This is a genomic window from Streptomyces sp. NPDC048416, from assembly GCF_043200435.1.
Lineage (GTDB): Bacteria > Actinomycetota > Actinomycetes > Streptomycetales > Streptomycetaceae > Streptomyces.
Window position 1 is genome coordinate 450,820 of record NZ_JBICXU010000001.1, and the last position, 25,948, is coordinate 476,767.

Genomic DNA, 25,948 nt, shown 5'->3' on the forward strand with positions numbered 1-25,948 from the left:
CCCCAGGAACGCGGGGAACTGCGCAGAACCTCGGCGTGGGCGGCACCCCCACATGGGAGAGAGAATTTAGGTTAGGCTAACCTAAGTTGGAGCTCGCGGCCCTCGACCCCCCTTCCTGCCCGGAGGGCCCCGCTCCCCCGACCCGGGAGGACACATGCGTTCGCATCTGCTCAACGACACGACCGCGGAGCACTACCGCCGCTCCGTGACCGAAGGAGTCGAGCGGGTGGCGCGCAAACTCGCCACGACGCGGCGGCCGTTCACCGGTGCCGGAGTCGACGATCTCGCCCCGCTCATCGACGGCATCGACCTCGACCGCCCCCTCGGCGACGCCTCCGCCGTGCTCGACGAGCTGGAGGACGTCTACCTCCGCGACGCCGTCTACTTCCACCACCCCCGCTACCTCGGGCACCTCAACTGCCCGGTCGTCATCCCCGCCGTGCTCGGCGAGGCGGTGCTCTCCGCGGTCAACTCCTCCCTCGACACCTGGGACCAGAGCGCCGGCGGCACCCTCATCGAGCGGCGGCTCATCGACTGGACGGCCGCCCGCATCGGGCTCGGGCCCGCCGCCGACGGGGTGTTCACCAGCGGCGGCACCCAGTCCAACCTCCAGTCGCTGCTGCTCGCCCGCGAGGAGGCCAAGACGAACGACCTCGCGAAGCTGCGCGTCTTCGCCTCCGAGTGCAGCCACTTCAGCGTGCAGAAGTCCGCCCAACTCCTCGGCATGGGACGGGACTCGGTCGTCTCGATTCCCACCGATCACGCCAAGCGCATGCAGACCGTGGCACTCGCCCGCGCCCTTGAGCGCTGCGTCGACGAGGGCAACGTCCCCATGGCCGTCGTCGCCACCGCCGGGACCACCGACTTCGGCTCCATCGACCCGCTGCCCGGCATCGCCGAACTCTGCGACCGGTACGGCGCGTGGATGCATGTGGACGCCGCCTACGGATGCGGCCTGCTCGCTTCGCCCACCCCGGCCCGCCGCGCCCTGCTCGACGGCATCGAGCGGGCCGACTCCGTCACCGTGGACTACCACAAGTCCTTCTTCCAGCCGGTGAGTTCGAGCGCGGTGCTGGTCCGTGACGCGAGCACGCTGCGGCACGCCACGTACCACGCCGACTACCTCAACCCGCGCCGCGCCGCCGAGGAGCGCATCCCCAACCAGGTGGACAAGTCGCTCCAGACCACCCGCCGTTTCGACGCCCTGAAACTGTGGATGACCCTGCGCACCATGGGCGCCGACGGCATCGGCTCGCTCTTCGACGAGGTGTGTGAACTGGCCGTCGCAGGATGGCAGTTGCTGGCCGCGGACCCGCGGTACGACGTCGTCGTGGCGCCCACGCTCTCCACCCTCGTCTTCCGCTACGTCCCCGCCGCCGCCACCTCGGCCGCCGAGATCGACCGCGCCAACCTCCACGCCCGCAAGGCGCTCTTCGCATCCGGCGAGGCCGTCGTCGCCGGGACCACGTCCGGCGGCCGCCAGTACCTGAAATTCACCCTGCTCAACCCCGAGACGAGCGTCGACGACATCGCCGCCGTGCTCGACCTGATCGCCGGCCACGCCGAGCAGTACCTGGGAGAGAACCTTGTCCACGCGTCCTGAAGCCCCCGGCACGTCCGAGGCGTACGACTTCATCGGGATCGGGCTCGGCCCCTTCAACCTCGGGCTCGCCTGTCTCGCCGAGCCCATCGAGGAGCTGAACGGCCTCTTCCTCGAAACCAAGCCCGGCTTCGAGTGGCACTCCGGGATGTTCCTCGAAGGCGCCCACCTCCAGACGCCCTTCCTGTCCGATCTCGTCACCCTCGCCGACCCCACGTCGCCGTACTCCTTCCTCAACTACCTGAAGGAATCGGGCCGGTTGTACTCGTTCTACATCCGCGAGAACTTCTATCCGCTGCGCACCGAGTACAACGACTACTGCCGCTGGGCCGCCGGAAAGCTGAGCTCCGTCCGCTTCGACCAGACCGTCACCTCGGTGACGTACGACGAGACGAGCCAGACGTACGCCGTGGCCACCGCGGCCGGCGACTCCTTCCGCGCCCGCCGGCTCGTGCTCGGCACCGGCACCCCGCCGCACCTTCCCGAGCCCTGCCGGGACCTCGGCGGAGACCTGCTGCACAACTCCCGCTACCTGGAGCACAGAGAAGCACTCCAGAAGAAGGAGTCGATCACCGTCATCGGCTCGGGCCAGTCCGCCGCCGAGATCTACTACGACCTGCTCTCCGAGATCGACGTCCACGGCTACCGGCTGAACTGGGTGACACGCTCGCCCCGGTTCTTCCCGCTCGAATACACCAAACTCACCCTTGAGATGACGTCGCCGGAGTACATCGACTACTTCCACGCCCTGCCCGAGGCCACCCGCTACCGGCTCGAATCGGCGCAGAAGGGCCTCTTCAAGGGCATCGACTCGCAGCTGATCGACGCCATCTTCGACCTGCTGTACCAGAAGAACATCAAGGGGCCCGTTCCGACCCGTCTCCTCGCCAACTCCGCGCTCACCGCCGCCAGTTACGACACGACATCGGGCACGTACACGCTCGGGCTGCGCCAGGAGGAGCAGGCGAAGGACTACACCCTCAGCACCCAGGGCCTGGTGCTCGCCACCGGCTACCAGTACGCCGAGCCCGCTTTCCTCGCGCCCGTCGCCGAGCGGCTGCGCCGGGACGGCCGGGGGCGCTTCGACGTGGCCCGCAACTACTCCATCGACACCACGGGGCGCGGCGTCTTCCTCCAGAACGCCGGGGTGCACACCCACTCGATCACCTCGCCCGACCTCGGCATGGGCGCCTACCGCAACGCGTACATCATCGGCGAGCTGCTCGGCCGTGCCCACTACCCGGTCGAGAAGTCCATCGCCTTCCAGGAGTTCGCCGTATGAACACCCCCGCCGCCGGCTCCCCCACGGCCGGTTCCTTCACCTTCCGGCCGCTCGATCCCACGCGGGACGCCGAGCTCGTGCACTCCTGGGTGACGCACCCCAAGGCCGCGTTCTGGCTGATGGGGGATGCCAGGCTCCAGGACGTCGAGCGCGAGTACATGGCGATCGCCGCCCACCCGCACCACCACGCCTTCATCGGCCTGCACGACGGCGAGCCCGCCTTCCTCATGGAGCGCTACGACCCGGCGCACGTCGAGCTCGTCGGCCTGTACGAGGCGCGGCCCGGCGATGTGGGCATGCACTTCCTGGTCGCGCCCACCGACACCCCGGTGCACGGATTCACCCGGGCCGTCATCACCGCCGTGATGGCGGAGCTGTTCGCCGACGCGGCCACCGAGCGGGTCGTCGTCGAGCCCGATGTCGGCAACACCGCGGTGCACGCCCTGAACGCGGCCGTCGGTTTCGAGGTCGCCGGGCGGATCACCAAACCGGAGAAGGACGCCCTGCTGTCCTTCTGCACCCGAGAGCAGTTCCGTACGGCCCGAGCCGGAGAGGCGGCAGCCCGATGAGCACCGACACCACGCTCCCCCACCTCACCCCCGGCCTCTGGGCCGAGGCCAACCGGCTTCTGATCCGCAAGGCGCTCGCCGAGTTCGCGCACGAGCGCCTGCTGATCCCCGAGCCGCTGGGCGACGGCCTCCCGCCGGCTCCCGGCTCCGTCAGGCCCGGGGAGAGGGCCTTTCGTGTCCGCGCCGACGAGGGCCCCGTCGAGTACCGCTTCACCGCCTCCCGGCTCTCCCTCGACCACTGGCAGGTGTTCCCCGAGTCGATATCCCGGCACGGCGAGACGGGCCAACTCCCGCTCGATGCCCTCGACTTCTTCCTCGATCTGCGCGGCTCGCTCGGCCTGAGCGACGCCATCCTGCCGGTGTACCTGGAGGAAATCTCCTCGACCCTTGCGGGCACGGCGTACAAACTCACCAAGGAACCCGTCACCTCCGCCGAGCTCGCCCGCGCCGGTTTCCAGGCCATCGAGACCGGCATGACCGAGGGCCACCCCTGCTTCGTCGCCAACAACGGGCGCCTCGGGTTCGGCGCCCACGAGTATCTGGCGTACGCCCCGGAGACCGCGAGCCCGGTCCGGCTGATCTGGCTCGCGGCCCGCCGCGACCGCGCCACGTTCACCGCGGGCGCCGGGCTCGACCACGAGAGCCTGATGCGCTCCGAACTCGGCTCAAGGACAATCGACCGGTTCGCCGCGACGCTGACGGAGCGCGGCCTGGACCTGGACGACTTCCTGCTCCTGCCGGTGCACCCCTGGCAGTGGTGGAACAAGCTGTCGGTGACCTTCGCCGCGGAGATCGCCCAGGAACGCCTCGTGCTGCTCGGCGAGGGCGACGACGACTACCTCGCCCAGCAGTCGATCCGTACGTTCTTCAACACCAGCGACCCGGCCAAGCACTACGTCAAGACGGCGCTCTCGGTCCTCAACATGGGCTTCATGCGGGGGCTTTCGGCCGCGTACATGGAGGCGACGCCCGCCATCAACGACTGGCTCGCCGGGGTGATCGCCGCCGACGAGACGTTCCGCGCCGCCCGGTTCTCGATCATCCGCGAGCGCGCCGCGATCGGTTACCGCCACGAGCAGTACGAGCGGGCCACCGACCGTCATTCGCCGTACCGCAAGATGCTGGCCGCGCTGTGGCGCGAGAGCCCGGTGCCCTCCCTCGAACCCGGCGAACGCCTGGCCACGATGGCCTCGCTGCTGCACACCGACCACGAGGGTTCCTCGTTCGCGGGCGCCCTCATCGCCGAGTCCGGTCTCGCTCCGGCGCGGTGGCTGCGCGGCTATCTGGACGCCTACCTGGTCCCGGTGCTGCACTCCTTCTACGCCTACGACCTGGTCTTCATGCCGCACGGCGAAAACGTGATCCTGGTGCTCGCCGAGGACGGCACCGTCGTACGGGCCGTCTTCAAGGACATCGCCGAGGAGATCGCGGTGATGGACCCGCACGCGGTGCTGCCGCCCGCGGTGGAGCGGATCCGGGCGGACGTGCCCGACGACATGAAGCTGCTCTCCGTCTTCACGGACGTCTTCGACTGCTTCTTCCGCTTCCTGAACGCGAGCCTCGTCACCGAGGGCGTGCTGGAGGAGGCGGCGTTCTGGGAGACGGTCGCCGCGTGTGTGCGGGCCTATCAGGAGTCCAAGCCCGAACTGGCCGACCGCTTCAAGCAGTACGACCTGTTCGCCCCCGACTTCGCGCTGTCCTGCCTGAACCGGCTCCAGCTGCGCGACAACAAGCAGATGGTGGACCTGGCCGACCCGGCGGGCGCCCTCCAGCTGGCCGGCACCCTGCGGAACCCGATCGCCGCCTGAGGGCCGACGGTGGGGGGCGCGGCTCCCGCGCGCGGCGATCCGCGTGCGGGTCCGCGCGTGTGGTCCGCGCGTGGATCACCGCGCCCCCTACCCTGTCGGGCCCCCGCCCTCGGGCGCCCGCACCGCCGCGCCCCCACCCCGTCGGGTCAGACCCAGGGCACCAGTGGCGAGCGGTAGAAGGCGATGCCGAGCGCCGCCATCCTCGGGCCCTGCTGCGCGAGCCGCAGCTTGTACGACGCCCAGTCGTGCGTGGACGCGGGCGACCAGCCGATCTCGGCGATCCCCTGGAGCCGCGGGAACGCCATGTACTCGATCTGTGCGCTGTCGCTCAGCGTCGCCGTCCAGACCGGCGCCTCCACGCCGAGCACGGCATCGGCGGGCACGCCCCGGACGAAGGTGTCCGGGTCCCACGCGTAGGACTTGTCGACGTCGACGTAGCCGGCCCAGTTGGTGCCGAGGCGCGTCGTCGCGTCGTACTTCATGTCCAGGTAGGCGCGGTTCGCCGGCGACAACACCAGCTTGGTGCCGGCCTGCGCGGCGGCGGCGACGTCCGTCTCGTCGCCGGTCGTGCCCCAGTACTGGGCGACGGCGCCCTCCACGGGCGTGGCGTCGACGATCTGGTGCCACGCCATGACGGTCTTGCCGTACTTCTGGACGACGGGCTGGGCCCGGTCCATGAAGGTGTCGTAGTCGTCCTTCGACGTGGACTGCGCCTCGTCCCCGCCGATGTGGACGTAGCGCCCCGGCGTCATGGCGGCGACCTCGCGCACCACGTCGTCGAAGAAGCCGTACGTCACCTCCTTGGGCACGCACAGCGAGCTGAAGCCCACGGCGGTCCCCGTGTACAGCGGGGGCGCGACGCCGTCGCAGTTGAGCCCGGCGTAGGAGGCGAGGGCCGCGTTGATGTGCCCGGGGGTGTCGATCTCGGGCACGACCTCCAGGTAGCGGGAGGAGGCGTAGGCGAGGATCGTCCGGTAGTCGGCCTTGGTGTAGAAGCCGCCCTTGCCGCCGCCGACCTGCGTCTGGCCGCCGTAGGTGGTGAGCCGGGGCCAGGAGTCGACGGCGATCCGCCAGCCCTGGTCGTCGCTGAGGTGCAGATGCAGCTCATTGATCTTGTAGAGGGCGAGCTGGTCGATGTAGCGCTCGACCTGGGCGACGGTGAAGAAGTGCCGCGACACGTCGATCATCGCGCCCCGGTAGGCGTAGCGCGGCGCGTCGGTGATCGTGCCGCCCGCGATCTGCCAGGGGCCGCTCTGCCGCGTCTTCTTCTCGACGTCGGCGGGCAGCAGCTGGCGCAGGGTCTGCACGCCGTGGAAGAGCCCGGCCGGGGTGGGGGCGGTGACGGTGACCGCGTCCTTGCCGGAGGTCAGCCGGTACCCCTCGTCGCCCAGGCTCTCGTCGTCGGCGCCGAGCAGCAGCCGGATGCCGTCGCGGCCGGCGCCGGTGACCGGCAGGGCGTACCCGGTGGAGGGGCGAAGGACGCCCGCCAGATAGGCGCCGATCCGCTGCGCCTCGGGCGAGCCGGGCGCGACTCTGATGCGGGTGGCGGGCCCGATGGCGTAGGGGGCGCCACCCGGGGACACGGAGGCGGGGACGGGCACGATCTGGTCGAGCGGGCGGGGTCCGGCCGCGGCGGCGGGGCCCGCCGTCGTGATGCCGGTGAGTCCGGCGGCCGCCACCAGGACCAGTGAGCCGAGGAGCCGGGCGAATGTCCTGCGCTGTCTCTGTCGCACAAGCGGTTCCCTTCCACGGGGGCACGCGACTGTGGGGGCCGAGCAACCGCACCTGTTCCATGGGACCCGGCGACCCCGGCCGGGGTCAAGGTGCGCACCAGCCCGGCAGGGGCGGGCTCGCACGGCAGGACGTCCGTGAGTCGATCATCACCTGATCGGGCGGTGAGGGAATCCTGGACGGGCGGAAATCATCCAGAAGGACGGCATCCGAGGCCCCGAGGACCGGGCACCCACGACGGCGACTGGTCCAGACCAGGAGCGTGATCATGTGAATCCTGCCCGGAATCGGGCAGGATTCTTGCGCGATACCCCGCCAGCCCGCAATATCGACGGGTGCTCGAACGCCGCAGCCCGTCGTCCCACGACGACCTCGTAGATCATCTGGTGCGCAGCACCGCGCTCCAGCGCGGTGAAGCGGCCCGGGTGGTTCTCGACGTGCTGGCGTACTTCGACGAGACGTGCGAGGAATTCGTCCGTCGGCGCCACCGCGAGTTGCAGTCCGGTGGAGCCGTCAACGCCGAGATCTTCGAACGGATCGCGGCCGAGCTGCCGCACCGCGCCGTGGCGCCACCGGAGCTCTCGCTCCGGCAGCTGCGCCGCATCGTCTACGGCTGATACGCCAACGGGCGCGGCCGGGCACACAGGAACGTTGTACGTCGATGGAGGGGCAGAGACTTTATGTGCGGAATCGTCGGTTATATCGGTAAGCGTGATGTGGCTCCGCTGCTGCTGGAAGGCCTGGCGCGGCTGGAGTACCGGGGTTACGACTCCGCGGGCATGGTCGTCAACACCCCCAAGTCCGGGGCCCTGAAGATGGTCAAGGCCAAGGGCCGCGTCCGCGACCTGGAGGCCCGCGTCCCCAAGCGCTTCGCCGGCACCACGGGCATCGCCCACACCCGCTGGGCCACCCACGGCGCCCCCTCCGACGTGAACTCGCACCCGCACCTGGACCCCGAGAACAAGGTCGCCGTCGTCCACAACGGCATCGTCGACAACGCGGCCGACCTGCGCGCCAAGCTGGAGGCCGAGGGCGTCGTCTTCGCGTCCGAGACCGACACCGAGGTCATCACCCACCTCATCGCGCGCTCCCCGGCCGACTCCCTTGAGGAGAAGGTCCGCGAAGCGCTGAAGGTCATCGAGGGCACCTACGGCATCGCCGTGATGCACGCCGACTTCGCCGACCGCATCGTGGTCGCCCGCAACGGCTCCCCGGTCATCCTCGGCATCGGCGAGAAGGAGATGCTGGTCGCCTCCGACGTCGCCGCGCTCATCGCGCACACCCGCCAGGTCGTCACGCTCAACGACGGCGAGATGGCGACCCTGAAGGCCGACGACTTCCGCACGTACACGACCTCGGGCACGCTCACCAACGCCACCCCCGAGACCGTCGAGTGGGAGGCCGCCTCCTTCGACATGGGCGGCCACGACACGTACATGCACAAGGAGATGAGCGAGCAGGCCGAGGCCGTCGACCGGGTCCTGCGCGGCCGCATCGACGACCGGTTCTCGACCGTCCACCTCGGTGGCCTCAACCTGGACGCCCGCGAGGCCCGCGGCGTGCGCCGCATCAAGATCCTCGGCTGTGGCACCTCGTACCACGCGGGCATGATCGGCGCCGGTCTCATCGAGGAGCTGGCCCGCATCCCCGCGGACGCCGAGCCGGCCTCCGAGTTCCGCTACCGCAACCCGGTCGTGGACCCCGACACCCTGTACATCGCGGTCTCCCAGTCCGGTGAGACGTACGACGTGCTCGCGGCGGTGCAGGAGCTCAAGCGCAAGGGCGCCCGTGTGCTCGGCGTCGTGAACGTGGTCGGCTCGGCGATCGCCCGCGAGGCGGACGGCGGCACCTATGTGCACGCGGGCCCCGAGGTCTGCGTCGTCTCCACCAAGTGCTTCACCAACACGGTCGTGGCCTTCGCGCTGCTGGCCCTGCACCTCGGCCGCATCCGCGACCTGTCGGTCGCCGACGGCAAGCGGATCATCGAGGGCCTGCGCAAGCTGCCCGGCCAGATCGAGGAGATCCTGGCCATGGAGCCGGAGATCGAGAAGCTGGCCCAGGAGTACGCGGGCGCCCAGTCGATGATGTTCATCGGGCGTGTGCGCGGCTACCCGGTCGCCCTTGAGGCCTCCCTGAAGCTCAAGGAGATCTCCTACATCCACGCCGAGGCCTACCCCGCGTCCGAGCTGAAGCACGGCCCGCTCGCGCTCATCGAGCCGGCGCTCCCGACGGTCGCGATCGTCCCCGACGACGACCTCCTGGAGAAGAACCGCGCCGCCCTTGAGGAGATCAAGGCCCGCAGCGGCCGCATCCTCGCGGTGGCGCACCAGAACCAGGAGAAGGCCGACCACACCATCGTCGTGCCGAAGAACGAGTCCGAGCTGGACCCGATCCTCATGGGCATCCCGCTCCAGCTCTTCGCGTACCACACGGCACTTGCCATGGGCCGCGACATCGACAAGCCGCGCAACCTGGCGAAGTCGGTCACGGTCGAGTAGTCCGGGACCGCGGTACGGCAGGTGGCCGTACGCATCCCTGAGCACATAGAAGGGCGACCCCCGTCTCATCGGCGGGGGTCGCCCTCGTGCGTGCCCGTGCTGCCCACGCACCGGCCCGCTGCCGTTCAGCCGGTGGCCGTCACCCCCCGGCCGGCGGCGCGTCGGGGCATCGCGGTCGGCCACTTGGCGAGCGCGGCCGTGGCCCCGTACCAGGCGACGGCGCCCGCGACCGCGGCGACCCAGCCGGCCACCTTGCCGAGCGAGGCGCTGCCGGCGAACTGGCCGACGGCCAGCAGCACCAGAGCCAGGAAGAGCAGTCCGTACGTGCCCTGCCGGAAGATCCCGGCCCCCGTCGAGCCGGCCGCGAGGCTCAGCGCGAGCAACGCGAACAGGACGAGGAAGAGGCCGGCCGCGTTGGCGGAGAACTTGGTGTCCGCGCCTGCCGCCCAGGTGAACCAGAAGGCGCCGAGACCGGCGAAGGCGGTGCCGGTGAACGCGTCCTGCTCGCGGAAGGCGAGGACGCCGAGGACGAACAGACCGATGCCGCCGACGTAGGTGGCGACCGAGACCGAGTCGGCCACCGTGACGCCGTGGATCACCCGCGTGTTGCCGATGCCGAAGGCCAGCAGGGTGAGTCCGAGCGCGAGGTGACCGAGAGTGGAGGTGGTGCTTCCCGCGGGAACTTCGTTGTCCACGGCGGGCTCCCTTCATGTGCCGTTGTGCTGCTTCCCAGCGAGCTTTATGTACCCTTCACAACGGAACAATCCACCCCTACGCATGGGTAGATTCACCTGCGGCGCAAGGGAGTTGACGTCACGTCAGCCAAACCCCGGCACGGGTCTCGACTGGGACAACGCCCGATTACGGGATGACGACGACGGGGGCGGCCGGGGCGGCCGGGTTACGGAGTGACGACCACGGGCGGCCGATTACGGAATGACGACCACGGGGCGCTGTGCCCGGCGCGCGAGGCGGCCCGCGACCGAACCGAAGATCCGCCCGACGAGGCCGTGCGTGGAGCCGACGACGATCGCGTCGGCCGCGTACTCGCGCCCGACCTCTTCCAGTTCGTGGCAGATGTCGCCGCCGCGCTCCACCAGGATCCAGGGGACCTCGGCGAGGTAGTCGGCGCAGGCAAGTTCGAGGCCGAGTACTTCGGTGCGGTGGTCGGGGACGTCCACGAAGACCGGCGGCTCGCAGCCCGCCCACACCGTGGTGGGCAGCCGGTTGGCCACGTGGACGATGATCAGCCCGGAGCCCGACCGCTTGGCCATGCCGATGGCGTACGCGAGAGCCCGCTCACTGGAGGTCGAGCCGTCGAAGCCGACGACGACGCCGTGACGGAATGCGGGATCGCAGGAATGACGTGGTTCTGTCGCCGCCTGGAGGTCCGACGTGGGGTCGGCTACCTGCTTGCGGTCCGCGGGTTCGAAGAATTCGTGACCGGCCATGGGTGTCTCGGCGAAAGAGGTCCTCAGTCGAGGGACAGCGAGGGACAGCGGGGACTGATGAGCAACAACGAGTCGGCGACGTGGCTGTGTCCGGGGGGAGCCGTGTCCGGGAATCATCTTCCCAACCCCATACCCCCAAGGGTACGGCGAGACTCCTCTCCTGCCCAGAGCCGCCGAACCTACTCGGCGTTCCCCGGAGCATGCACGAGCCCGCCCCGGATGGCAATGCCCGGTGCCCTGTACAGCCGTCCCTTCCGTCGCCTCACGGCCACGCCCCGTCCCCCTTCTCCGGCCGGTTCCGCGCCCCCATCCTGATGATCTTCCAGTGACCGGAGCGGCCGGTTTCGCGTTAGGCACGCGATCACACCGACCCCGATCAGGAAGCCACCTCCTCGTGCCCCTTCCCCCGGTCGTCCGTCCTTCCGCCCCTTCCGCACCGGCCGGCGCACGCCATCGGTCTCCGGGAGCGCCGCCCGCGGCTGAAACAGTACGTACCAACCGGTCCGTGAACGGCGAACCACTCTGGTCCGCCGATGCCGGGCCGGGCTCGGATCCGGCGGGCGACGTCGTGCGCTGGGCGGCGTTCAGCTGTGTGCTCGTACCCGTGGTGCTCGTCGTGTACGGGGCTTCGTTCGCGGGAACGGTCGGTTCCGCCGTGGGCCTGACAGCCGTGACGGCCGTGTGCCGCCTGCTCTTGCGGCAGTCCGAGCGGGCCGCCGCCGAAGAACGGGCACGGCGGTCGGTTACGGCGCCCTCCCGGCGCGGCCGCGGGATCCCGGGAGGGCGCCGCGGCGGGCGTCACAGAGGAGCCTGTACACCCGAGAGGTGAGTCGATCGCACACCTGGACCCGTATGTTTTCGGCCAACTTCCCCGGGTGGGGGATTCCTTGGCCAAATGGCCTGCCAACCCCCTTGCCACCAGGGAGGAAAGCACCATTGCGGCGTCTGGCACCATACGGGTACGGGCCATCCCCCTGAGGCGCACTTCCCCTACGGGGCCCACGAGTGAAACGCTCGTGATCGAATGCTTCGCGCCAAGTTGCCTTGTCGACATAGCGCTGGGTGCCGGACTTGTCACGCCGGCACCACGGGACGCAGTAGATTCGATCATGCGTATCGAAGGCTGGGGACTCGTGCAAAACCGAGGGGAAAAGTGCAGGAGCGACAGGCCCGACAAGAACGGGGAGCCGCGAACACCGAGGGGGGCTTAGCGCCATGAGCCAGGACTCCGCTGCCGCATCACCGGAGACCGCAAGGAAGCTGGCCGGCCGCCGACGCCGGGAAGTCGTCGCCGTACTGCTGTTCAGTGGCGGCCCCATCTTCGAAAGTTCCATTCCGCTCTCCGTGTTCGGAATCGACCGTCAGGACGCGGGAGTTCCGCGTTACAGGCTGCTGGTATGTGCCGGCGAGGAAGGACCCCTGCGGACCACAGGGGGACTCGAACTCACCGCGCCCTACGGCCTGGAAGCAATCAGCAGGGCGGGAACGGTGGTGGTGCCCGCGTGGCGTTCCATCACCTCACCGCCCCCCGCCGCGGCGCTCGAAGCGCTGCGCCGGGCACACGAGGAAGGGGCAAGAATCGTCGGGCTGTGCACCGGCGCGTTCGTGCTCGCGGCGGCCGGTCTACTCGACGGCCGTCCGGCGACGACGCACTGGATGTACGCGCCGACACTGGCCAAACGGTATCCATCCGTCCATGTGGACCCGAGGGAGCTCTTCGTCGACGACGGGGACGTCCTCACCTCGGCCGGGACCGCGGCCGGTATCGACCTCTGTCTGCACATCGTGCGGACGGACCACGGCAGTGAGGCGGCCGGCGCGCTGGCCCGCCGACTCGTCGTGCCGCCGCGCCGCAGTGGCGGGCAGGAGCGCTATCTCGACAGGTCTTTACCTGAGGAGATCGGCTCCGACCCGCTGGCCGAGGTCGTCGCCTGGGCGCTGGAGCATCTGCACGAGCAGTTCGACGTGGAGACCCTGGCCGCACGGGCGTACATGAGCCGTCGCACCTTCGACCGCCGGTTCCGTTCGCTGACCGGGTCGGCCCCGCTCCAGTGGCTGATCACCCAGCGGGTCCTCCAGGCCCAGCGCTTGCTGGAGACGTCGGACTACTCGGTGGACGAGGTCGCGGGCCGCTGCGGCTTCCGTTCCCCGGTCGCGCTGCGCGGGCACTTCCGCCGCCAGCTCGGCTCGTCCCCGGCCTCCTATCGGGCGGCCTACCGGGCGAGGCGTCCACAGCCCGAACCGAACGGCGGCCCCGTCGCGGTGCCCATGCCGGCCCCCGTGCCGGAGACCGTCCCGCCCCAGGCGCTCCCCCAGGCCCGGCGGACAGCGGCGGCCAGCGCGGTGATGGGTCCTTCCGCGACCTCGCACACCGGGCCGGAGCCGGGGAAACCCAGCTCCGATCTGTACGCCTCCGGGTACACCGGTGGCCGTCCGAGTCTGCCCGGCCAGCGGAGCGCCCCGTAGGGTGAGGCGCATGAACGACCGCATGGTGTGGATCGACTGCGAGATGACCGGGCTCTCGCTGGCGGACGACGCACTCATCGAGGTGGCCGCACTGGTCACCGACTCGGAGCTGAACGTACTCGGTGAAGGGGTGGACATCGTGATCCGTCCCCCGGACGCCGCGCTGGAGACCATGCCGGAGGTGGTGCGCACCATGCACACCGCCTCCGGGCTCCTCGACGAGCTGGCCGGCGGCACCACGCTGGCCGACGCGGAGGAGCAGGTCCTCGCGTACGTACGTGAACACGTCAAGGAGCCGGGCAAGGCGCCGCTGTGCGGAAACTCGGTCGGTACCGACCGTGGCTTCCTCCTTCGGGACATGCCGAGTCTGGAGTCCCACCTCCACTACCGGATCGTGGACGTCTCCTCCGTGAAGGAGCTCGCCCGGCGCTGGTATCCACGGGCGTACTTCAACAGCCCGGACAAGAACGGAAACCACCGGGCGCTTGCGGACATCCGCGAATCCATCGCGGAGCTCCGCTACTACCGCGAGGCGGTCTTCGTCCCGCAGCCCGGCCCGGACTCGGACACCGCGAAGACCATCGCGGCGAAGTACGTCCTGCCTGCGGAGTAGCCCTTCGCAGGGGGTCCGGGAGGGTGCCTCGAAACATGTGCGCGAGCACCCTCCCGGACCATGTACACTTTTTCTCGGCCGGTAGGTAAGCCCCCAGGGACTTGCCAAGACCACAACAGTCCGGCCGCGCATGGTGGGTATAGCTCAGATGGTAGAGCACCTGGTTGTGGTCCAGGATGTCGCGGGTTCGAGTCCCGTTACTCACCCTGATCGAAGAGGGCCCGCTCCGTGAAAACGGAGCGGGCCCTCTTCGCGTTCGGGGTCGCGGCACCCGGCCGGTGTGCGCGAGCCCGCGCCGGGGCGCATCGCAGCGCCCTGGGGTTCATCGTCTTCGAGATCCCGACGACGTCGAAGGTCACCAAGGTCCAGTTCGCGATGGACAGTGGTTTCTCGGACGACACGGGTCAGTGGGTGGTGTCCTGAAGCGGCCGGCAGGGGCCGGTTTGCGCGGGGCTCCGGGCTGGGGGGCGGCGCCCCCTACGACGACGCCCGCACGACAAGTTCCGTAGGCAGCACCAGGCTTCGGCGGGTCGGTTCGGTGGCGGTTATTTCTGTGAGGAGCAGGTCGGCCATGGCTCGGCCCATTTCTTCGATCGGCTGGCGCACGCTGGTCAGGGGCGGGTCCATGTGGCGGGCGATCGCCGAGTCGTCGAAGCCGATCAGGGCTATGTCCTCCGGGACGCGGCGGCCGTGTTCGCGCAGGACCTGGCGGGCGCCGGACGCCATCAGGTCGGACGCGGCGAAGACCGCGTCGAGCTCGGGGGCGCCGGCCAACAGCTCCGTCATCGCGCGGCGCCCGCCCTCCTCGGTGAAGTCGCCGTGCGCCGTGAGGTCGGCCAGGCCGGCCTCCGCGAGCGCCGCCCGGTAGCCGTCCAGGCGGCGCCGGGCTCCGTACACGTCCAGGGGCCCGGCGATCGTCGCTATGGTGCGCCGGCCCCGGGCGGCGAGGTGGGCGACGGCGGTGCGGGCACCCTCGAAGTTGTCGGAGTCGACCGAGGCCAGCGGCTCGTCCTCGCAGCGGCGGCCGCTGATGACGACCGGGATGCCGAGCTGTTCCAGGAGGTCGGGCAGCGGGTCGTCGGCGTGGACCGAGACGAGCAGGACCCCGTCCACCCGGTTCGAGGCGAGGTACTGCGCGAGCCTGCGCCGTTCCCGGTCGCCGCCGACCAGGGTGAGCAGGAGCTGCATCTCGGTGTCGGCCAGCGCCGCGCCCACGCCGCGCACGATGTCGGAGAAGTACGGCTCCGCGAAGAAGCGGGCCTCGGGCTCGGGGACGACCAGGGCGATCGCGTCCGTGCGGTTCGCGGCGAGCGCGCGGGCCGCCCGGTTGGGCACGTACCCGAGTTCGGCCACGGCGGCCTCGACGGCGGCGCGGGTCTCCTCGCTGACCCGGGGCGAACCGTTGATCACCCGGGACACGGTGCCCCGGCCGACCCCGGCCCTCGCGGCCACCTCTTCGAGGGTCGGCCGCCCCGCGCCACGGCCCCTGGCCGTGCGAGCTGTCGTCACGTCTGCCTCCCCACTCGCGCAACTCCGGTGAAAGTAACAGGCCCCGCTGGGCGAAAAACGCCATCTCTTGTCATTGCGCGGTCCCTTGACAGTCCAACAGGGAGCCGCGACCCTTCAACACATCACGGCTGGGAGCGCTCCCACAGTAGTAGGTCCTTACACCTTTCGCATCCCTTCCGCCCGCGCCGACGCGCCTCAACGGGGCTGGCCCGGACGACAGTTGGAGGAAGAACATGCGCACGCGTACACATATGTCCAGACGATTCGCGGCCCTCGCGGCCGTGGTCGCGCTCGGTACCGGGCTGCTCGCCGGGTGTGCCGACGACGGCAAGGACCAGGCCGGCGGCGGCTCCTCCGGTGGCGGTGGTGGCGGTGCGAAGACCACCCTCACCGTCGGCGTCTTCGGCGCCTTCGGCCTGAAGGAGGCCGGGCTCTACGACGCGTACATGAAGCTCCACCCGGACATCGCCATCAAGCAGACCTCGATCGAGCGGAACGAGAACTACTACCCGCAGCTCCTCACCCACCTCGGATCGGGCAGCGGGCTCGCCGACATCCAGGCGGTCGAGGTCAGCAACATCGCGGAGATCACGTCGACGCAGAGCGGCAAGCTGGAGGACCTCTCCAAGGCGTCCGGCGTGAACAAGGACGACTTCCTGCCGTGGAAGTGGGCCGAGGGCACCGCCAAGGACGGCAAGACGGTGGGCCTGGGCACCGACACCGGGCCGACCGGCATCTGCTACCGCAAGGACCTGTTCGCCAAGGCCGGCCTGCCCACCGACCGGGACGCCGTGGGCAAGCTGTGGGCAGGCGACTGGAACAAGTACCTGGATGTGGGGCGGCAGTTCAAGGCGAAGGTCCCGTCGGGGCCCGCCTTCGTCGACTCCGCGTCCGGCGTGCTGAACTCGATCACCGGCTCCAGTGCCATCCGTTACTACGACGCCGACGGCAAGGTGGTCTACAAGGACAACCCGGCCGTCAAGCAGGCCTGGGACACCGCGACGGCGTTCGCGGCCGGCGGCCTGACCGCCAAGCTCCAGCAGTTCCAGCCCACTTGGGACCAGGGCTTCGCCAACGCCTCGTTCGCCACCGTCTCCTGCCCCGCCTGGATGCTCGGCTACATCCAGGACAAGGCGGGCGCGGCCGGCAAGGACCAGTGGGACGTGGCCGCCGCGCCCAAGCCCTCCAACTGGGGCGGCTCCTTCCTGACCGTGCCCTCGGCCGGCAAGCACAAGGCGGAGGCCGCCAAGCTGGCCGCCTGGCTGACCGCGCCCGCCCAGCAGGCCGTCCTGTTCGAGAAGCGCGGCAGCTTCCCGAGCGCGAAGGCCGCCTATGGGCTGCCCGCCGTGGCCAACGCCAAGCACGCCTACTTCGGCAACGCACCCATCGGCCAGATCTTCGCGCAGGCCGCCGAGGGCACCCCCGTGCAGATCCTCGGGCCGAAGGACCAGATCATCCAGCAGAACCTCACCGACATCGGCATGCTCCAGGTCGAGCAGAAGGGCAAGTCGCCGCAGCAGGGCTGGGAAGCCGCGGTGAAGGCGATCGACAACGCCCTGGACCAGTGACGATGGCGAGCGACACCACGGCCGCCGTGCCCTCCCCCGGCTCCGGGAAGGAGGGCGCGGCCCCCGCCGGAGCTCCCGCCGGGGCCCGCGCCGAGGAGCGGCGCAGCCGCCGCTACCGGCGGGACGTGCGCTGGAGTCCGTACGCGTTCGTCGCGCCCTTCTTCGTGTTCTTCGCGGCCTTCGGCCTCTTCCCGCTCCTCTACACCGGCTGGGCCTCGCTGCACCAGGTCGAGCTGACCGCGCCGAACGACATGACGTGGGTGGGGTTCAAGAACTTCTCGCGGCTGCTCTCCGACGAATTCTTCTGGAACGCGCTGCGCAACACCTTCACCATCGGGGTGCTCTCCACCGTCCCGCAGCTGCTCGTCGCGCTCGGCATCGCGCACCTGCTCAACTACAAGCTGCGCGGCTCGATGTTCTTCCGGGTCGCCGTGCTCACCCCGTACGCCACCAGCGTGGCCGCCGCGACCCTGGTGTTCGTGCTGCTCTTCGGGCGCGACTACGGAATGATCAACTGGGCGCTCGGGTTCGTCGGGTTCGGCCCCGTCGACTGGCAGAACGGCACCTGGACCTCGCAGCTCGCCGTGTCCACCATCGTCGTCTGGCGGTGGACCGGCTACAACGCGCTGATCTACCTGGCCGCGATGCAGGCGGTGCCCGCCGATCTGTACGAGTCCGCCGCGCTCGACGGGGCCTCGCGGTGGCAGCAGTTCATCCATGTGACGATCCCGGCGCTGCGGCCGACGATCCTGTTCACCACGGTCGTCTCCACCATCGGCGCCACCCAGCTGTTCGGCGAGCCGCTGCTCTTCAACGGCGCCGCGGGCGCCACCGGCGGCTCGGACCACCAGTTCCAGACGCTCGGCCTCTATCTGTACGAGCAGGGCTGGGTGAATCTGCACCTGGGCCGGGCCTCGGCGATCGCCTGGGCGATGTTCCTGATCCTGCTCCTCATCGGCGCGGTGAACTGGCTCGTCTCCCGCACCTTGCGCAAGGGAGAGACGAGTTGAGAGCCCAGCGTGCCGGCCGCCAGATGCACGGCGGCCGCTTCACCTACGCCGTACTGATGGTGTTCACCGCCGGATCGCTGTTCCCACTGGTCTGGACGGCGGTGGCGGCCTCCCGCACCAACACCCGGCTGGCCCAGACGCCCCCGCCGTTCTGGTTCGGCGGGAACCTGTTCAGGAATCTCCAGATCGCCTGGACCGACGCCAACATGGGCACGGCCCTGCTCAACACGACGATCGTGGCCGGCTCCATCGCGGCCGGCACGGTGTTCTTCTCCACGCTGGCCGGCTTCGCCTTCGCCAAGCTGCGCTTCCGCTTCAAGAACCTGCTGCTCGTCCTCGTCATCGGCACGATGATGGTGCCGCCGCAGCTCAGCGTCGTACCGCTGTACATGATGGTCGCCAAGCTGTCCTGGACCGACCAGCTCCAGGCCGTCATTCTGCCCACCCTGGTCAGCGCGTTCGGGGTGTTCTTCATGCGGCAGTACCTGGTGGAGGCGCTGCCCACCGAGCTGGTCGAGGCGGCCCGGGTGGACGGCGCGAGCAGCTGGCGCGTGGTGTGGCACATCGTGTTCCCGGTGGCCAGACCCGCGATGGCGGTGCTCGGGATGCTGACGTTCGTGATGGCCTGGAACGACTTCTTCTGGCCGATCATCGCGCTCACCCAGAACGGCAGCCCCACCGTCCAGGTGGCCCTCACCGGCCTCGGCCGCGGCTACATCCCCGACCAGTCGGTCATCATGGCCGGCGCCCTGCTCGGCACGCTGCCGCTGCTGCTCGCGTTCGTCGTGTTCGGACGGCAGATCGTGGGCGGGATCATGCAGGGCGCGGTCAAGGGCTGACCCGCCCCGCGATGCCCCCAAGTCCCTTTATCCGTCAGCTCATTGGGAGTGCCGTATGTCCGACCGCTTTCCGCCCGGGTTCCTCTGGGGCGCCGCCACCTCCGCCTACCAGATCGAGGGGGCGGCACGGGAGGACGGCCGCACCCCCTCCATCTGGGACACCTTCAGCCACACCCCGGGCAAGACAGCCGACGGCGACACCGGTGACGTGGCCGTGGACCACTACCACCGCATGCGCGAGGACGTCGCCCTGATGGCGGAGCTCGGCCTCACCTCGTACCGCTTCTCCGTCTCCTGGTCCCGGGTCCAGCCCACCGGGCGCGGACCCGCCGTCCAGCGCGGCCTCGACTTCTACCGGCGCCTCGTCGACGAACTGCTCGACCACGGCATCGCGCCCGCACTCACCCTCTACCACTGGGACCTGCCGCAGGAACTGGAGACCGGGTTCTCCAGCGGCTCCGCCGCGGGCGGCGGCTGGCCCGCCCGCGACACGGCGGCCCGCTTCGCCGAGTACGCGGCGCTCGTCGGGACCGCGCTGGGCGACCGGGTCGAACGGTGGATCACTCTCAACGAGCCCTGGTGCAGCGCCTTTCTGGGGTACGCCTCGGGGGTGCACGCACCGGGACGCACCGACCCGGCGGCCTCCCTGCGCGCCGCCCACCACCTCAACCTCGCTCATGGCGAAGCCACTTCGGCGCTGCGGGCCGCGATGCCCGCCCGCAACCAGATCGCGGCGAGCCTCAACTCGGCGGTGGTCAGGCCCCTTTCGCAGGATCCGGCAGACCTGGAGGCGGTGCGCAGGATCGACAACCTGGCCAACGGGATCTTCCACGGCCCGATGCTGCACGGCGCGTACCCGAGTCGGCTGTTCGCGGACACCGCGTCCGTCACCGACTGGTCCTTCGTGCACGACGGCGATCTGCGCGCGATCCACCAGCCGCTCGACGCGCTCGGCCTGAACTACTACACGACGTCCCTGGTGTCGGCGGCCGGCCCCGACCACGCGGGCGCCAGGGCCGACGGCCACGGCGCGAGCACCCACTCGTGCTGGCCGGGCGCCGAATCGGTCGCCTTCCACCAGCCGCCGGGCGAGCGCACCGCGATGGGCTGGAGCATCGACGCCTCCGGCCTGTACGACCTGCTGCTGCGGTACGCCGATGAGGCCCCCGGCCTGCCGCTCCTGATCACCGAGAACGGCGCGGCCTGCGACGACAAACCGGACCAGGACGGGACCGTGCACGACCCGGACCGCATCCACTACCTGCATGGTCACCTCGCGGCGGTGCGCCGGGCGATGGACGCGGGCGCGGACGTGCGGGGCTACTACCTGTGGTCCCTGATGGACAACTTCGAGTGGTCGTACGGGTACGGAAAGCGGTTCGGCGCGGTGTACGTGGACTACGAGACGCTGACCCGCACCCCGAAGTCGAGCGCCCACTGGTACGCGGAGCTGGCGCGGACGGGGGAGCTGCCCGAGGCGTGAGGGGGTGGCGCGGGCGCGGCCCCGCCTCCCGGGGGGCTCCGTGGGGCTTGCACCTGACGTGGCGTGAGGATGCAAGGTGGCCTCATGACCGCTTCCACCTGGAGAGCGTCGAGGCGCACCTCGCCGCGCTCACCGTGCTGCGGGACCGGCTCGTGCGCGTCGAGGAGGAAGTGGCGGGCGGCGGGGCGCCGACGGCCGCGGCGCTCTTCGACGCGCTGCGCGCCACGGGCGCCGCGAGCCCCGGCGCCGACGAGGCGGTGCGCCGTCACCTGGACGACGACCAGCTCCGGGCCCTCGGCGTACACGGCGCCGCCGCCGGCCCGGCCGCGCACTATCTGCTGGAGATCGAGTGGCCCGGACTGTACCGGCGGGCCGAGGAGTTGAGGACGTCCGGCATCCCGTCGGCCGATCCGCGCGTACGTACTCTCGCGGCCCGGATGGACGAACTGAGCGCCCTGTTCAGCGGCGGCGACCGGTCGATCTCCGCCGGTGTACGGGCCGCCTGGCACGAGGACCCGGCGGCGCTGTCGGGAGACACGGCGGCGCGGCCGGGCCAGTGGGACGGCCTTGCGGACTACCTGGACGCGGCGAAAGCACAGAACGGAGCGCGGTGATGAGCAAGCACCCGGTGAACATGTTCTCGCTGTTGCCGTTCCTGCTGCTCATGGCGCCGCTGATGTGCGTACTCGCGGCGTTCGGGGTGATCGGGTGGGACGTGGTGGCGGGGGTGGTGATCGCGGTGGGCGTGCCGGCCCTGGTGGCGAGGGCGGCCACCGGGTCCGGCAAGCGCTGAGCGCGCCCCGGCCGGCGTGGGGGAAGGGGCGCTCCGGCCGGGGCGCTGGTCCAGTGGGCGGGGCCGGGGTTACTTGTAGGCGCCGAACGCCTTCGTGAAGGCCAGCGGCTCCTGGGCGATCGAGGAGCAGGTGGGGTCGGCGGAGTTCTTGGCGCCGCCCGGGCACTGCTGGTCGCGGGCCGCGGACCACATGGCGAGCCCGCCGAGGTTCTTGGACTTGGCGAAGCCGACCAGCTTGGTGGCGTCGGCGACGGTGAACTTCTCGACGTTGACGTCGTTGACGCCGATCATCGGGGTGACCACGACAGACTTCCACGCGGCGGCGTCGGAGAGACCGAGAACTCCCTTGATCTGGGCCTGCGTTGCCGTGGCCGCCTGGATCGCGTAGTCCCCCATGTCACCGTTGTAGGAGGGCCCGTAGTCCATGGCCATGATGTTGACGGCGGAGACGGCGACGCCGTTCTTCTTGGCGTCGGCGACGAGGTCGACGCCGGGCTGGGTCAGGCCCTCCGGCATCACGGGCAGCGTGAAGGAGACGTCGAGCCCGGGGTGGGACTTCTGGAGCTTCGCGATGGCCTGCGCACGGCGGGTGTTGGCGCCGGTGTCGGGCAGTGCGGCGCCCTCGATGTCGAAGTCGACCTTGGTCAGCTTGTAGGCGTCGACGACCTTGCCGTACGCGGCGGCCAGCTCGTCGGCGCTCTTGCAGACGAGGCCGAGCTCGGATCCGGACGCGCCGCCGAAGGAGACCCGGACGTCGCCGCCCTTGGCGCGCAGCGCGCCTATCTGCGAGGCGACCTTGTCGCTCCCCAGGTCGGAGACGCCGCCCCACAGCGGGGTGCAGCCGCCGCCGGAGGTGATGAAGGCGAGGGTGAACTGCTTGACACCGGTCTTGTCGGCGGTGCCGGTGAGGTCGTACGCCGGGTAGAGCGAGGTGTCGACGTACGGGGAGAACCCGGCGCCGCCGGCCGTTCCGCTGCCCGTTCCGCCGGCCGTTCCGCTGCCCGAGGACTTGCTCGGGGTCGGGGTCGCGGTGGCCGTCTTGGACGGGGTGGCGGTCGGCTTGGCGGTGGGCGGCTGGGTGGGGCGGCCGCTGGGCTGCGGGGTGGCGCCGGTGTCGACGGAGCACTTCTCCTGGTCGATGAGGCAGCCGACGGGGTCGCCCGCGGTGCCGTCCGGGGCGCCGTTCGCGGTGCCCGGGGTGGATGTGACGAAGCCGATGGTGACGGACTTGCCCGGGGCCAGTCCGCCCTTGTCCCAGCTGGGCGGCTTCACTGTGACGTGCCGGCCCTTGACGCTCTGGTCGCCGTTCCAGAGGGAGGAGAGCGAGGTGCCGGCCGGCAGGTCGAACTCCAGGGTCCAGTCGGGGAGGGTCTTGCCGGTGTCGTTGGTGATGACGTACTGCCCGGTGTAACCACCGGTCCAGCTGCTGGTCCTGGTGAACGCCGCGCCGACCGAGGCGGCCTGGGCGGTGCCGGTGAGCGCGAACGCGGCGCCGCCGACGACCGCGGCGGCGGCCACTGCGCCGATGGCCTTGGTCTTGCCACTCGCCCTGCGCCGGTGCGTACTGGTGCCCATGCCGTGCCTGCCTCTGCGTTGCGGGGGTTTCTGGGGTGCGGGCAGCACGCTAGCTCTGGGGAATCGGACAAATGCCCAGTTCAGGGCGGGGGTTGGGGATCTTAGGCTCCGCTTAAGGATCCGATGGGCAGGGATTAAGCCCGCGCCCGGGCGGGACGCCCTTGGCAGGGTGCCCCGCCCCCGACCCCGGCCCGCCCGTGGCCACTCGCGCAGTTCCCCGCGCCCCTGACCACTCGGCACCGCCCGGCATCGGCATCCCCAGCCCGCCCGGCAGCCCTACATCGCCGGGCATCGGCATCCCCGGCCTGGCCCGCCGCCCGACGCCGCCCAGCGTCGGCACTTCCAGCCCGTCCGGCGATTGAGGACGAGGGCCGTTCAGGCCCGAACGGGGTCTGGGGCGAAGCCCCGGCAACCCCGCCTACGCCTGCGGACCGTGCCCACGTCTCGCGCAGTTCCCCGCGCCCCCAACCACTCCGTGCCGCCCGGCACGCACATTCCCAGCCCGGCCGACCGCCCGACGCCGCCCGGCATCGGCATCCCCAGCCCGTCCGGCGATTGAGGACGAGGGCCGTTCAGGCCCGACCGGGGCCCGGGGCGAAGCCCCGGCAACCCCGCCTACGCCTGCGGACCGTGCCCGCGTCTCGCGCAGTTCCCCGCGCCCCCAACTACTCCGTGCCCGGCAGGGCGACATACCCAGCCCGTCCGGCGATTGAGTGTGTGCCTCAGCCCCACTCTCACCCCCGGCGGGTTTCGGGAAGGGGCGGGGTGGGGCCATCCCCGGGGTCTGGGGCGGAGCCCCGGCAACCCCGCCGCTTTCACCTGCGGACCGTGCTGGGGCACCCGCGCAGTTCCCCGCGCCCCCAGTAGGGCACCCGGAGCACCCCAGGCGCACCCGCGCCCACCGCGGCGGAGCCGCGCAAGGGACACAGCCCCGCGCCCCTCAGCCACGAGGTGCCGGACGGCATCGGCACCCCCAGCCCGGCCGACCGCCCGACGCCGCCCGGCAGCGGCATCCCCAGCCCGTCCGGCGATTGAGGACGAGGGGCTGCAAGGCCCGAGCGGGGCGGGGCGGAGCCGCTACGTCGGGGCGCCGCGGCGGCGGAGGCGGTGGCCGCGCCGGGCCGGGGCGGCGGGGCGGCCCAGCCCGATCCAGAGGCGTACCTCCGTGCCGCCCAGCACGGAATGGCCGATCCGCACATCGCCCCCCGTCGACTCGGCCACGCGACGCACGATGTCGAGGCCGAGCCCCGTCGACCCGGGCCGCCCCCCGCTGTTGCCCCGCGCCAGCGCGGCCCGCGGGTCGGAGATGCCCGGCCCCGCGTCGGAGACCAGCACGATCACCGCGTCCTCCCCGTTGTGGACGTCCACCGAGAACGCCGTGCCCTCCGGGGTGTGCCGGAAGACGTTGCCGAGCAGCGCGTCGAGCACGGCGACGAGGTCGGCGCGGGCCACCGGGATGCGGACGGGCCGGTCCACGCCGGCGAGCCGCACCTCGCGGCCCTCGTCCTCGGCGAGCGCCGACCAGAACGCCATCCGGTCCGGGATCACCTCGCAGGCATCGCACCCCGCGCCGGGCCCGGCGGGCTGGGTCTTGGGCTTGGCGTCCCGCGCCGTACGGATGATCGTGTCGACCTCGCGCTCCAGCTGCTCGACCGCCGCCCGGGTCTGGTCGGCCGCGGGCCCGTCGCCGAGCGAGGCCGCGTTCAAGCGGAGCACGGTGAGTGGCGTACGCAGCCGGTGGGAGAGGTCGGCCGCCAACTCCCTTTCGTTGGCGAGGAGTTGGACGACCTGGTCGGCCATGGAGTTGAACGCGACGGCCGCCGAGCGCAGTTCGGTGGGCCCCTCCTCGGGGACCCGCGCCCCGAGTTTCCCCTCGCCCAGGTCCTGCGCCGCGCCCGCGAGCCGCTGGGCCGGGCGGACCATGCGTACACCGAGGCGGTCGGCGACGGCCACGGAGCCGATGATCAGGGCGGTGCCGACGCCGGCGAGGACCAGCCAGGCCGTCGCCACGCCGTTGGTGACCTCGGCCTCCGGCACGAAGACCTCGACGATGGCGATCTGGCCGGAGCTCAGGGCGGTGGGCTGGAGCAGCGTGGAGCCGCCCGACACGTCCGAGATCGAGGCCTTGATGACCTTGCGGGTGGTGTCGAGGTCCTTGTCCGCGGCCCGCTGCCGGCCGATGTCCACCGGCGTGCTGCCCGGCACGGCCGGGTCGGCGGGGACGTGGACGGCCATCCGGCCCTCGGCGCCGGACTGGGTGGAGGCGACGGCCCGTTCCAGGGCGTCGCGGTCGGTGGTGATGGACAGCGTGGGCCCGATCGCCGCCGCCTGTCGTTCGGCGTTGGAGAACGCCCGGTCGCGCGCCATCTCCTTGATGACCATGCCGAGCGGTACCGCGAAGGCGACCACGACCATCACGGTGACGGCGAGGCAGACCTTGACCAGGGCCCACCTCACAGGGGTGGCTCCAGTTTCACGCCGACGCCGCGCAGGGTGTGCAGATAGCGGGGCCGGGCCGCGGTCTCGCCCAGCTTCCGCCGCAGCCACGACAGATGGACGTCGATGGTCTGGTCGTCGCCGTAGGACTGCTGCCACACCTCGGCGAGGAGTTCCTTGCGCGCCACGACCACACCGGGCCGGCCCGCGAGAAAGGCGAGCAGGTCGAACTCCCGCCGGGTCAGGTCGAGTTGCACACCGTCGAGTTCGGCCTGGCGGCGCAGCGGGTCGATGCACAGGCCGCCGACCTGGAGCACCCGTGAGGGCGGTTCGGCTCCGGTGGTGGCGCGCGCCCGGCGCAGCACGGCGGCCATCCGCGCGGACAGGTGCTCCACGGAGAACGGTTTGGTGAGGTAGTCGTCGGCGCCGTCGTTGAGGAGCCGGACGATCTCCGTCTCGTCGTCCCGCGCGGTCGCGATGATCACCGGTACGTCGGTGATGCCGCGCAGCATCTTCAACGCCTCGGACCCGTCCAGATCGGGCAGTCCGAGGTCCAGGATGACCACGTCGAACGGGATATGAGCGACTTCGCGCAGCGCCTCAAGTGCCGTGCCGACGCTCCGTACCGTGTGGGAGGCCTCGGTGAGGTGGCGGATGAGGGCGGAGCGGACAAACTGGTCGTCCTCGACCACGAGCACACTTGCCATGGCCCGCACC

Annotated in this window: 22 protein-coding genes and 1 tRNA gene; 16 read left to right on the forward strand and 7 right to left on the reverse strand. The window is 70.8% G+C overall.

What is annotated here, in order from left to right; all coding sequences use genetic code 11:
* The first annotated feature begins 154 nt into the window (after positions 1-154).
* Genes ACGFW5_RS02040 through ACGFW5_RS02055 form a run of 4 tightly spaced genes read left to right on the forward strand, consistent with a single transcriptional unit; the run spans position 155 to position 5,259 of the window.
* Positions 155-1,603 carry a pyridoxal phosphate-dependent decarboxylase family protein gene (locus ACGFW5_RS02040; RefSeq protein WP_393832196.1) on the forward strand — a complete coding sequence of 483 codons (1,449 nt, stop codon included), beginning with the start codon at positions 155-157 and terminating at the stop codon, positions 1,601-1,603.
* Entirely contained in the window at positions 1,587-2,882 is a 1,296-nt protein-coding gene (locus ACGFW5_RS02045) for a lysine N(6)-hydroxylase/L-ornithine N(5)-oxygenase family protein (RefSeq protein WP_393832197.1), read from the forward strand. The genes ACGFW5_RS02040 and ACGFW5_RS02045 overlap by 17 nt, the downstream gene beginning before the upstream one ends.
* On the forward strand, positions 2,879-3,451 hold the full coding sequence (locus tag ACGFW5_RS02050; protein WP_393832198.1) for a GNAT family N-acetyltransferase: 573 nt from the start codon (positions 2,879-2,881) through the stop codon (positions 3,449-3,451). Before ACGFW5_RS02045 ends, ACGFW5_RS02050 begins: the two co-directional genes overlap by 4 nt.
* Positions 3,448-5,259 carry an IucA/IucC family protein gene (locus ACGFW5_RS02055; RefSeq protein WP_393832199.1) on the forward strand — a complete coding sequence of 604 codons (1,812 nt, stop codon included), beginning with the start codon at positions 3,448-3,450 and terminating at the stop codon, positions 5,257-5,259. Before ACGFW5_RS02050 ends, ACGFW5_RS02055 begins: the two co-directional genes overlap by 4 nt.
* Before the next feature lie 146 nt (positions 5,260-5,405).
* Here ACGFW5_RS02055 and ACGFW5_RS02060 read toward each other — a convergent pair whose 3' ends face one another.
* A complete protein-coding gene (locus tag ACGFW5_RS02060) occupies positions 5,406-6,992 on the reverse strand; it encodes a beta-N-acetylhexosaminidase (protein WP_393832200.1) in 1,587 nt (528 codons plus the stop codon).
* Between the two features lie 333 nt (positions 6,993-7,325).
* Here ACGFW5_RS02060 and ACGFW5_RS02065 point away from each other — a divergent pair, with 333 nt between their 5' ends.
* Together ACGFW5_RS02065 and glmS are read left to right on the forward strand one after the other, a co-directional pair.
* Positions 7,326-7,607 carry a hypothetical protein gene (locus tag ACGFW5_RS02065; protein WP_393832201.1) on the forward strand — a complete coding sequence of 94 codons (282 nt, stop codon included), beginning with the start codon at positions 7,326-7,328 and terminating at the stop codon, positions 7,605-7,607.
* A 63-nt stretch (positions 7,608-7,670) separates the two neighbouring features.
* Positions 7,671-9,488, forward strand: coding sequence for a glutamine--fructose-6-phosphate transaminase (isomerizing) (gene glmS, locus ACGFW5_RS02070; protein WP_393832202.1), 1,818 nt, complete (start codon positions 7,671-7,673; stop codon positions 9,486-9,488).
* Between the two features lie 125 nt (positions 9,489-9,613).
* On the opposite strand, the gene ACGFW5_RS02075 is transcribed toward glmS, so the two are convergent.
* Complete coding sequence (locus ACGFW5_RS02075; RefSeq protein ID WP_393832203.1) at positions 9,614-10,183, reverse strand: GPR1/FUN34/YaaH family transporter; 570 nt, start codon at positions 10,181-10,183, stop codon at positions 9,614-9,616.
* Positions 10,184-10,417: 234 nt separating this feature from the next.
* Positions 10,418-10,939 carry a universal stress protein gene (locus ACGFW5_RS02080; protein ID WP_393832204.1) on the reverse strand — a complete coding sequence of 174 codons (522 nt, stop codon included), beginning with the start codon at positions 10,937-10,939 and terminating at the stop codon, positions 10,418-10,420.
* Positions 10,940-12,154: 1,215 nt separating this feature from the next.
* Between ACGFW5_RS02080 and ACGFW5_RS02085 the strand changes: the two genes are divergently transcribed.
* The 4 genes from ACGFW5_RS02085 to ACGFW5_RS02100 all read left to right on the forward strand — a co-directional run bounded on the left by ACGFW5_RS02085 (position 12,155) and on the right by ACGFW5_RS02100 (position 14,441).
* Positions 12,155-13,405: a helix-turn-helix domain-containing protein gene (locus tag ACGFW5_RS02085; protein WP_393832205.1), complete on the forward strand. Its 1,251-nt coding sequence runs from the start codon at positions 12,155-12,157 to the stop codon at positions 13,403-13,405.
* A 10-nt stretch (positions 13,406-13,415) separates the two neighbouring features.
* Complete coding sequence (gene orn, locus ACGFW5_RS02090; RefSeq protein ID WP_393832206.1) at positions 13,416-14,018, forward strand: oligoribonuclease; 603 nt, start codon at positions 13,416-13,418, stop codon at positions 14,016-14,018.
* Positions 14,019-14,151: 133 nt separating this feature from the next.
* Positions 14,152-14,224, forward strand: a tRNA-His gene (locus tag ACGFW5_RS02095).
* Between the two features lie 22 nt (positions 14,225-14,246).
* Complete coding sequence (locus ACGFW5_RS02100; protein WP_393832207.1) at positions 14,247-14,441, forward strand: hypothetical protein; 195 nt, start codon at positions 14,247-14,249, stop codon at positions 14,439-14,441.
* A 54-nt stretch (positions 14,442-14,495) separates the two neighbouring features.
* On the opposite strand, the gene ACGFW5_RS02105 is transcribed toward ACGFW5_RS02100, so the two are convergent.
* Positions 14,496-15,527 carry a LacI family DNA-binding transcriptional regulator gene (locus tag ACGFW5_RS02105; RefSeq protein ID WP_393832208.1) on the reverse strand — a complete coding sequence of 344 codons (1,032 nt, stop codon included), beginning with the start codon at positions 15,525-15,527 and terminating at the stop codon, positions 14,496-14,498.
* Positions 15,528-15,760: 233 nt separating this feature from the next.
* Here ACGFW5_RS02105 and ACGFW5_RS02110 point away from each other — a divergent pair, with 233 nt between their 5' ends.
* From ACGFW5_RS02110 to ACGFW5_RS02135, 6 genes are read left to right on the forward strand one after another with little or no spacing between them, the layout of a single operon-like run.
* Positions 15,761-17,095 carry an extracellular solute-binding protein gene (locus ACGFW5_RS02110; protein ID WP_393832209.1) on the forward strand — a complete coding sequence of 445 codons (1,335 nt, stop codon included), beginning with the start codon at positions 15,761-15,763 and terminating at the stop codon, positions 17,093-17,095.
* Between the two features lie 2 nt (positions 17,096-17,097).
* Positions 17,098-18,105, forward strand: a complete 1,008-nt coding sequence (locus ACGFW5_RS02115) for a carbohydrate ABC transporter permease (protein WP_393832210.1) — start codon at positions 17,098-17,100, stop codon at positions 18,103-18,105.
* A gap of 23 nt (positions 18,106-18,128) precedes the next feature.
* On the forward strand, positions 18,129-18,944 hold the full coding sequence (locus tag ACGFW5_RS02120) for a carbohydrate ABC transporter permease (RefSeq protein WP_393832352.1): 816 nt from the start codon (positions 18,129-18,131) through the stop codon (positions 18,942-18,944).
* Between the two features lie 55 nt (positions 18,945-18,999).
* Positions 19,000-20,427, forward strand: coding sequence for a GH1 family beta-glucosidase (locus tag ACGFW5_RS02125; RefSeq protein WP_393832211.1), 1,428 nt, complete (start codon positions 19,000-19,002; stop codon positions 20,425-20,427).
* 47 nt (positions 20,428-20,474) lie between these two features.
* Complete coding sequence (locus ACGFW5_RS02130; RefSeq protein WP_393832212.1) at positions 20,475-21,041, forward strand: hypothetical protein; 567 nt, start codon at positions 20,475-20,477, stop codon at positions 21,039-21,041.
* Entirely contained in the window at positions 21,041-21,220 is a 180-nt protein-coding gene (locus ACGFW5_RS02135) for a hypothetical protein (protein WP_393832213.1), read from the forward strand. The genes ACGFW5_RS02130 and ACGFW5_RS02135 overlap by 1 nt, the downstream gene beginning before the upstream one ends.
* A gap of 69 nt (positions 21,221-21,289) precedes the next feature.
* On the opposite strand, the gene ACGFW5_RS02140 is transcribed toward ACGFW5_RS02135, so the two are convergent.
* The 3 genes from ACGFW5_RS02140 to ACGFW5_RS02150 form a co-directional block, all read right to left on the reverse strand.
* On the reverse strand, positions 21,290-22,795 hold the full coding sequence (locus tag ACGFW5_RS02140; protein ID WP_393832214.1) for a cellulose binding domain-containing protein: 1,506 nt from the start codon (positions 22,793-22,795) through the stop codon (positions 21,290-21,292).
* A gap of 1,077 nt (positions 22,796-23,872) precedes the next feature.
* A complete protein-coding gene (locus tag ACGFW5_RS02145; protein WP_393832215.1) occupies positions 23,873-25,252 on the reverse strand; it encodes a sensor histidine kinase in 1,380 nt (459 codons plus the stop codon).
* Positions 25,249-25,938, reverse strand: a complete 690-nt coding sequence (locus ACGFW5_RS02150; protein ID WP_393832216.1) for a response regulator transcription factor — start codon at positions 25,936-25,938, stop codon at positions 25,249-25,251. The genes ACGFW5_RS02145 and ACGFW5_RS02150 overlap by 4 nt, the downstream gene beginning before the upstream one ends.
* Positions 25,939-25,948 lie beyond the last annotated feature (10 nt).

Bases quoted from the DNA above. Each gene is read 5' to 3' on its own strand.
- ACGFW5_RS02040 (WP_393832196.1), top strand. From the start codon at position 155: ATGCGTTCGCATCTGCTCAACGACACGACCGCGGAGCACTACCGCCGC.
- ACGFW5_RS02050 (WP_393832198.1), top strand. From the start codon at position 2,879: ATGAACACCCCCGCCGCCGGCTCCCCCACGGCCGGTTCCTTCACCTTC.
- ACGFW5_RS02055 (WP_393832199.1), top strand. From the start codon at position 3,448: ATGAGCACCGACACCACGCTCCCCCACCTCACCCCCGGCCTCTGGGCC.
- glmS (WP_393832202.1), top strand. From the start codon at position 7,671: ATGTGCGGAATCGTCGGTTATATCGGTAAGCGTGATGTGGCTCCGCTG.
- ACGFW5_RS02080 (WP_393832204.1), bottom strand. From the start codon at position 10,939: ATGGCCGGTCACGAATTCTTCGAACCCGCGGACCGCAAGCAGGTAGCC.
- ACGFW5_RS02085 (WP_393832205.1), top strand. From the start codon at position 12,155: ATGAGCCAGGACTCCGCTGCCGCATCACCGGAGACCGCAAGGAAGCTG.
- orn (WP_393832206.1), top strand. From the start codon at position 13,416: ATGAACGACCGCATGGTGTGGATCGACTGCGAGATGACCGGGCTCTCG.
- ACGFW5_RS02110 (WP_393832209.1), top strand. From the start codon at position 15,761: ATGCGCACGCGTACACATATGTCCAGACGATTCGCGGCCCTCGCGGCC.
- ACGFW5_RS02115 (WP_393832210.1), top strand. From the start codon at position 17,098: ATGGCGAGCGACACCACGGCCGCCGTGCCCTCCCCCGGCTCCGGGAAG.
- ACGFW5_RS02120 (WP_393832352.1), top strand. From the start codon at position 18,129: ATGCACGGCGGCCGCTTCACCTACGCCGTACTGATGGTGTTCACCGCC.
- ACGFW5_RS02125 (WP_393832211.1), top strand. From the start codon at position 19,000: ATGTCCGACCGCTTTCCGCCCGGGTTCCTCTGGGGCGCCGCCACCTCC.
- ACGFW5_RS02135 (WP_393832213.1), top strand. From the start codon at position 21,041: ATGAGCAAGCACCCGGTGAACATGTTCTCGCTGTTGCCGTTCCTGCTG.
- ACGFW5_RS02140 (WP_393832214.1), bottom strand. From the start codon at position 22,795: ATGGGCACCAGTACGCACCGGCGCAGGGCGAGTGGCAAGACCAAGGCC.
- ACGFW5_RS02150 (WP_393832216.1), bottom strand. From the start codon at position 25,938: ATGGCAAGTGTGCTCGTGGTCGAGGACGACCAGTTTGTCCGCTCCGCC.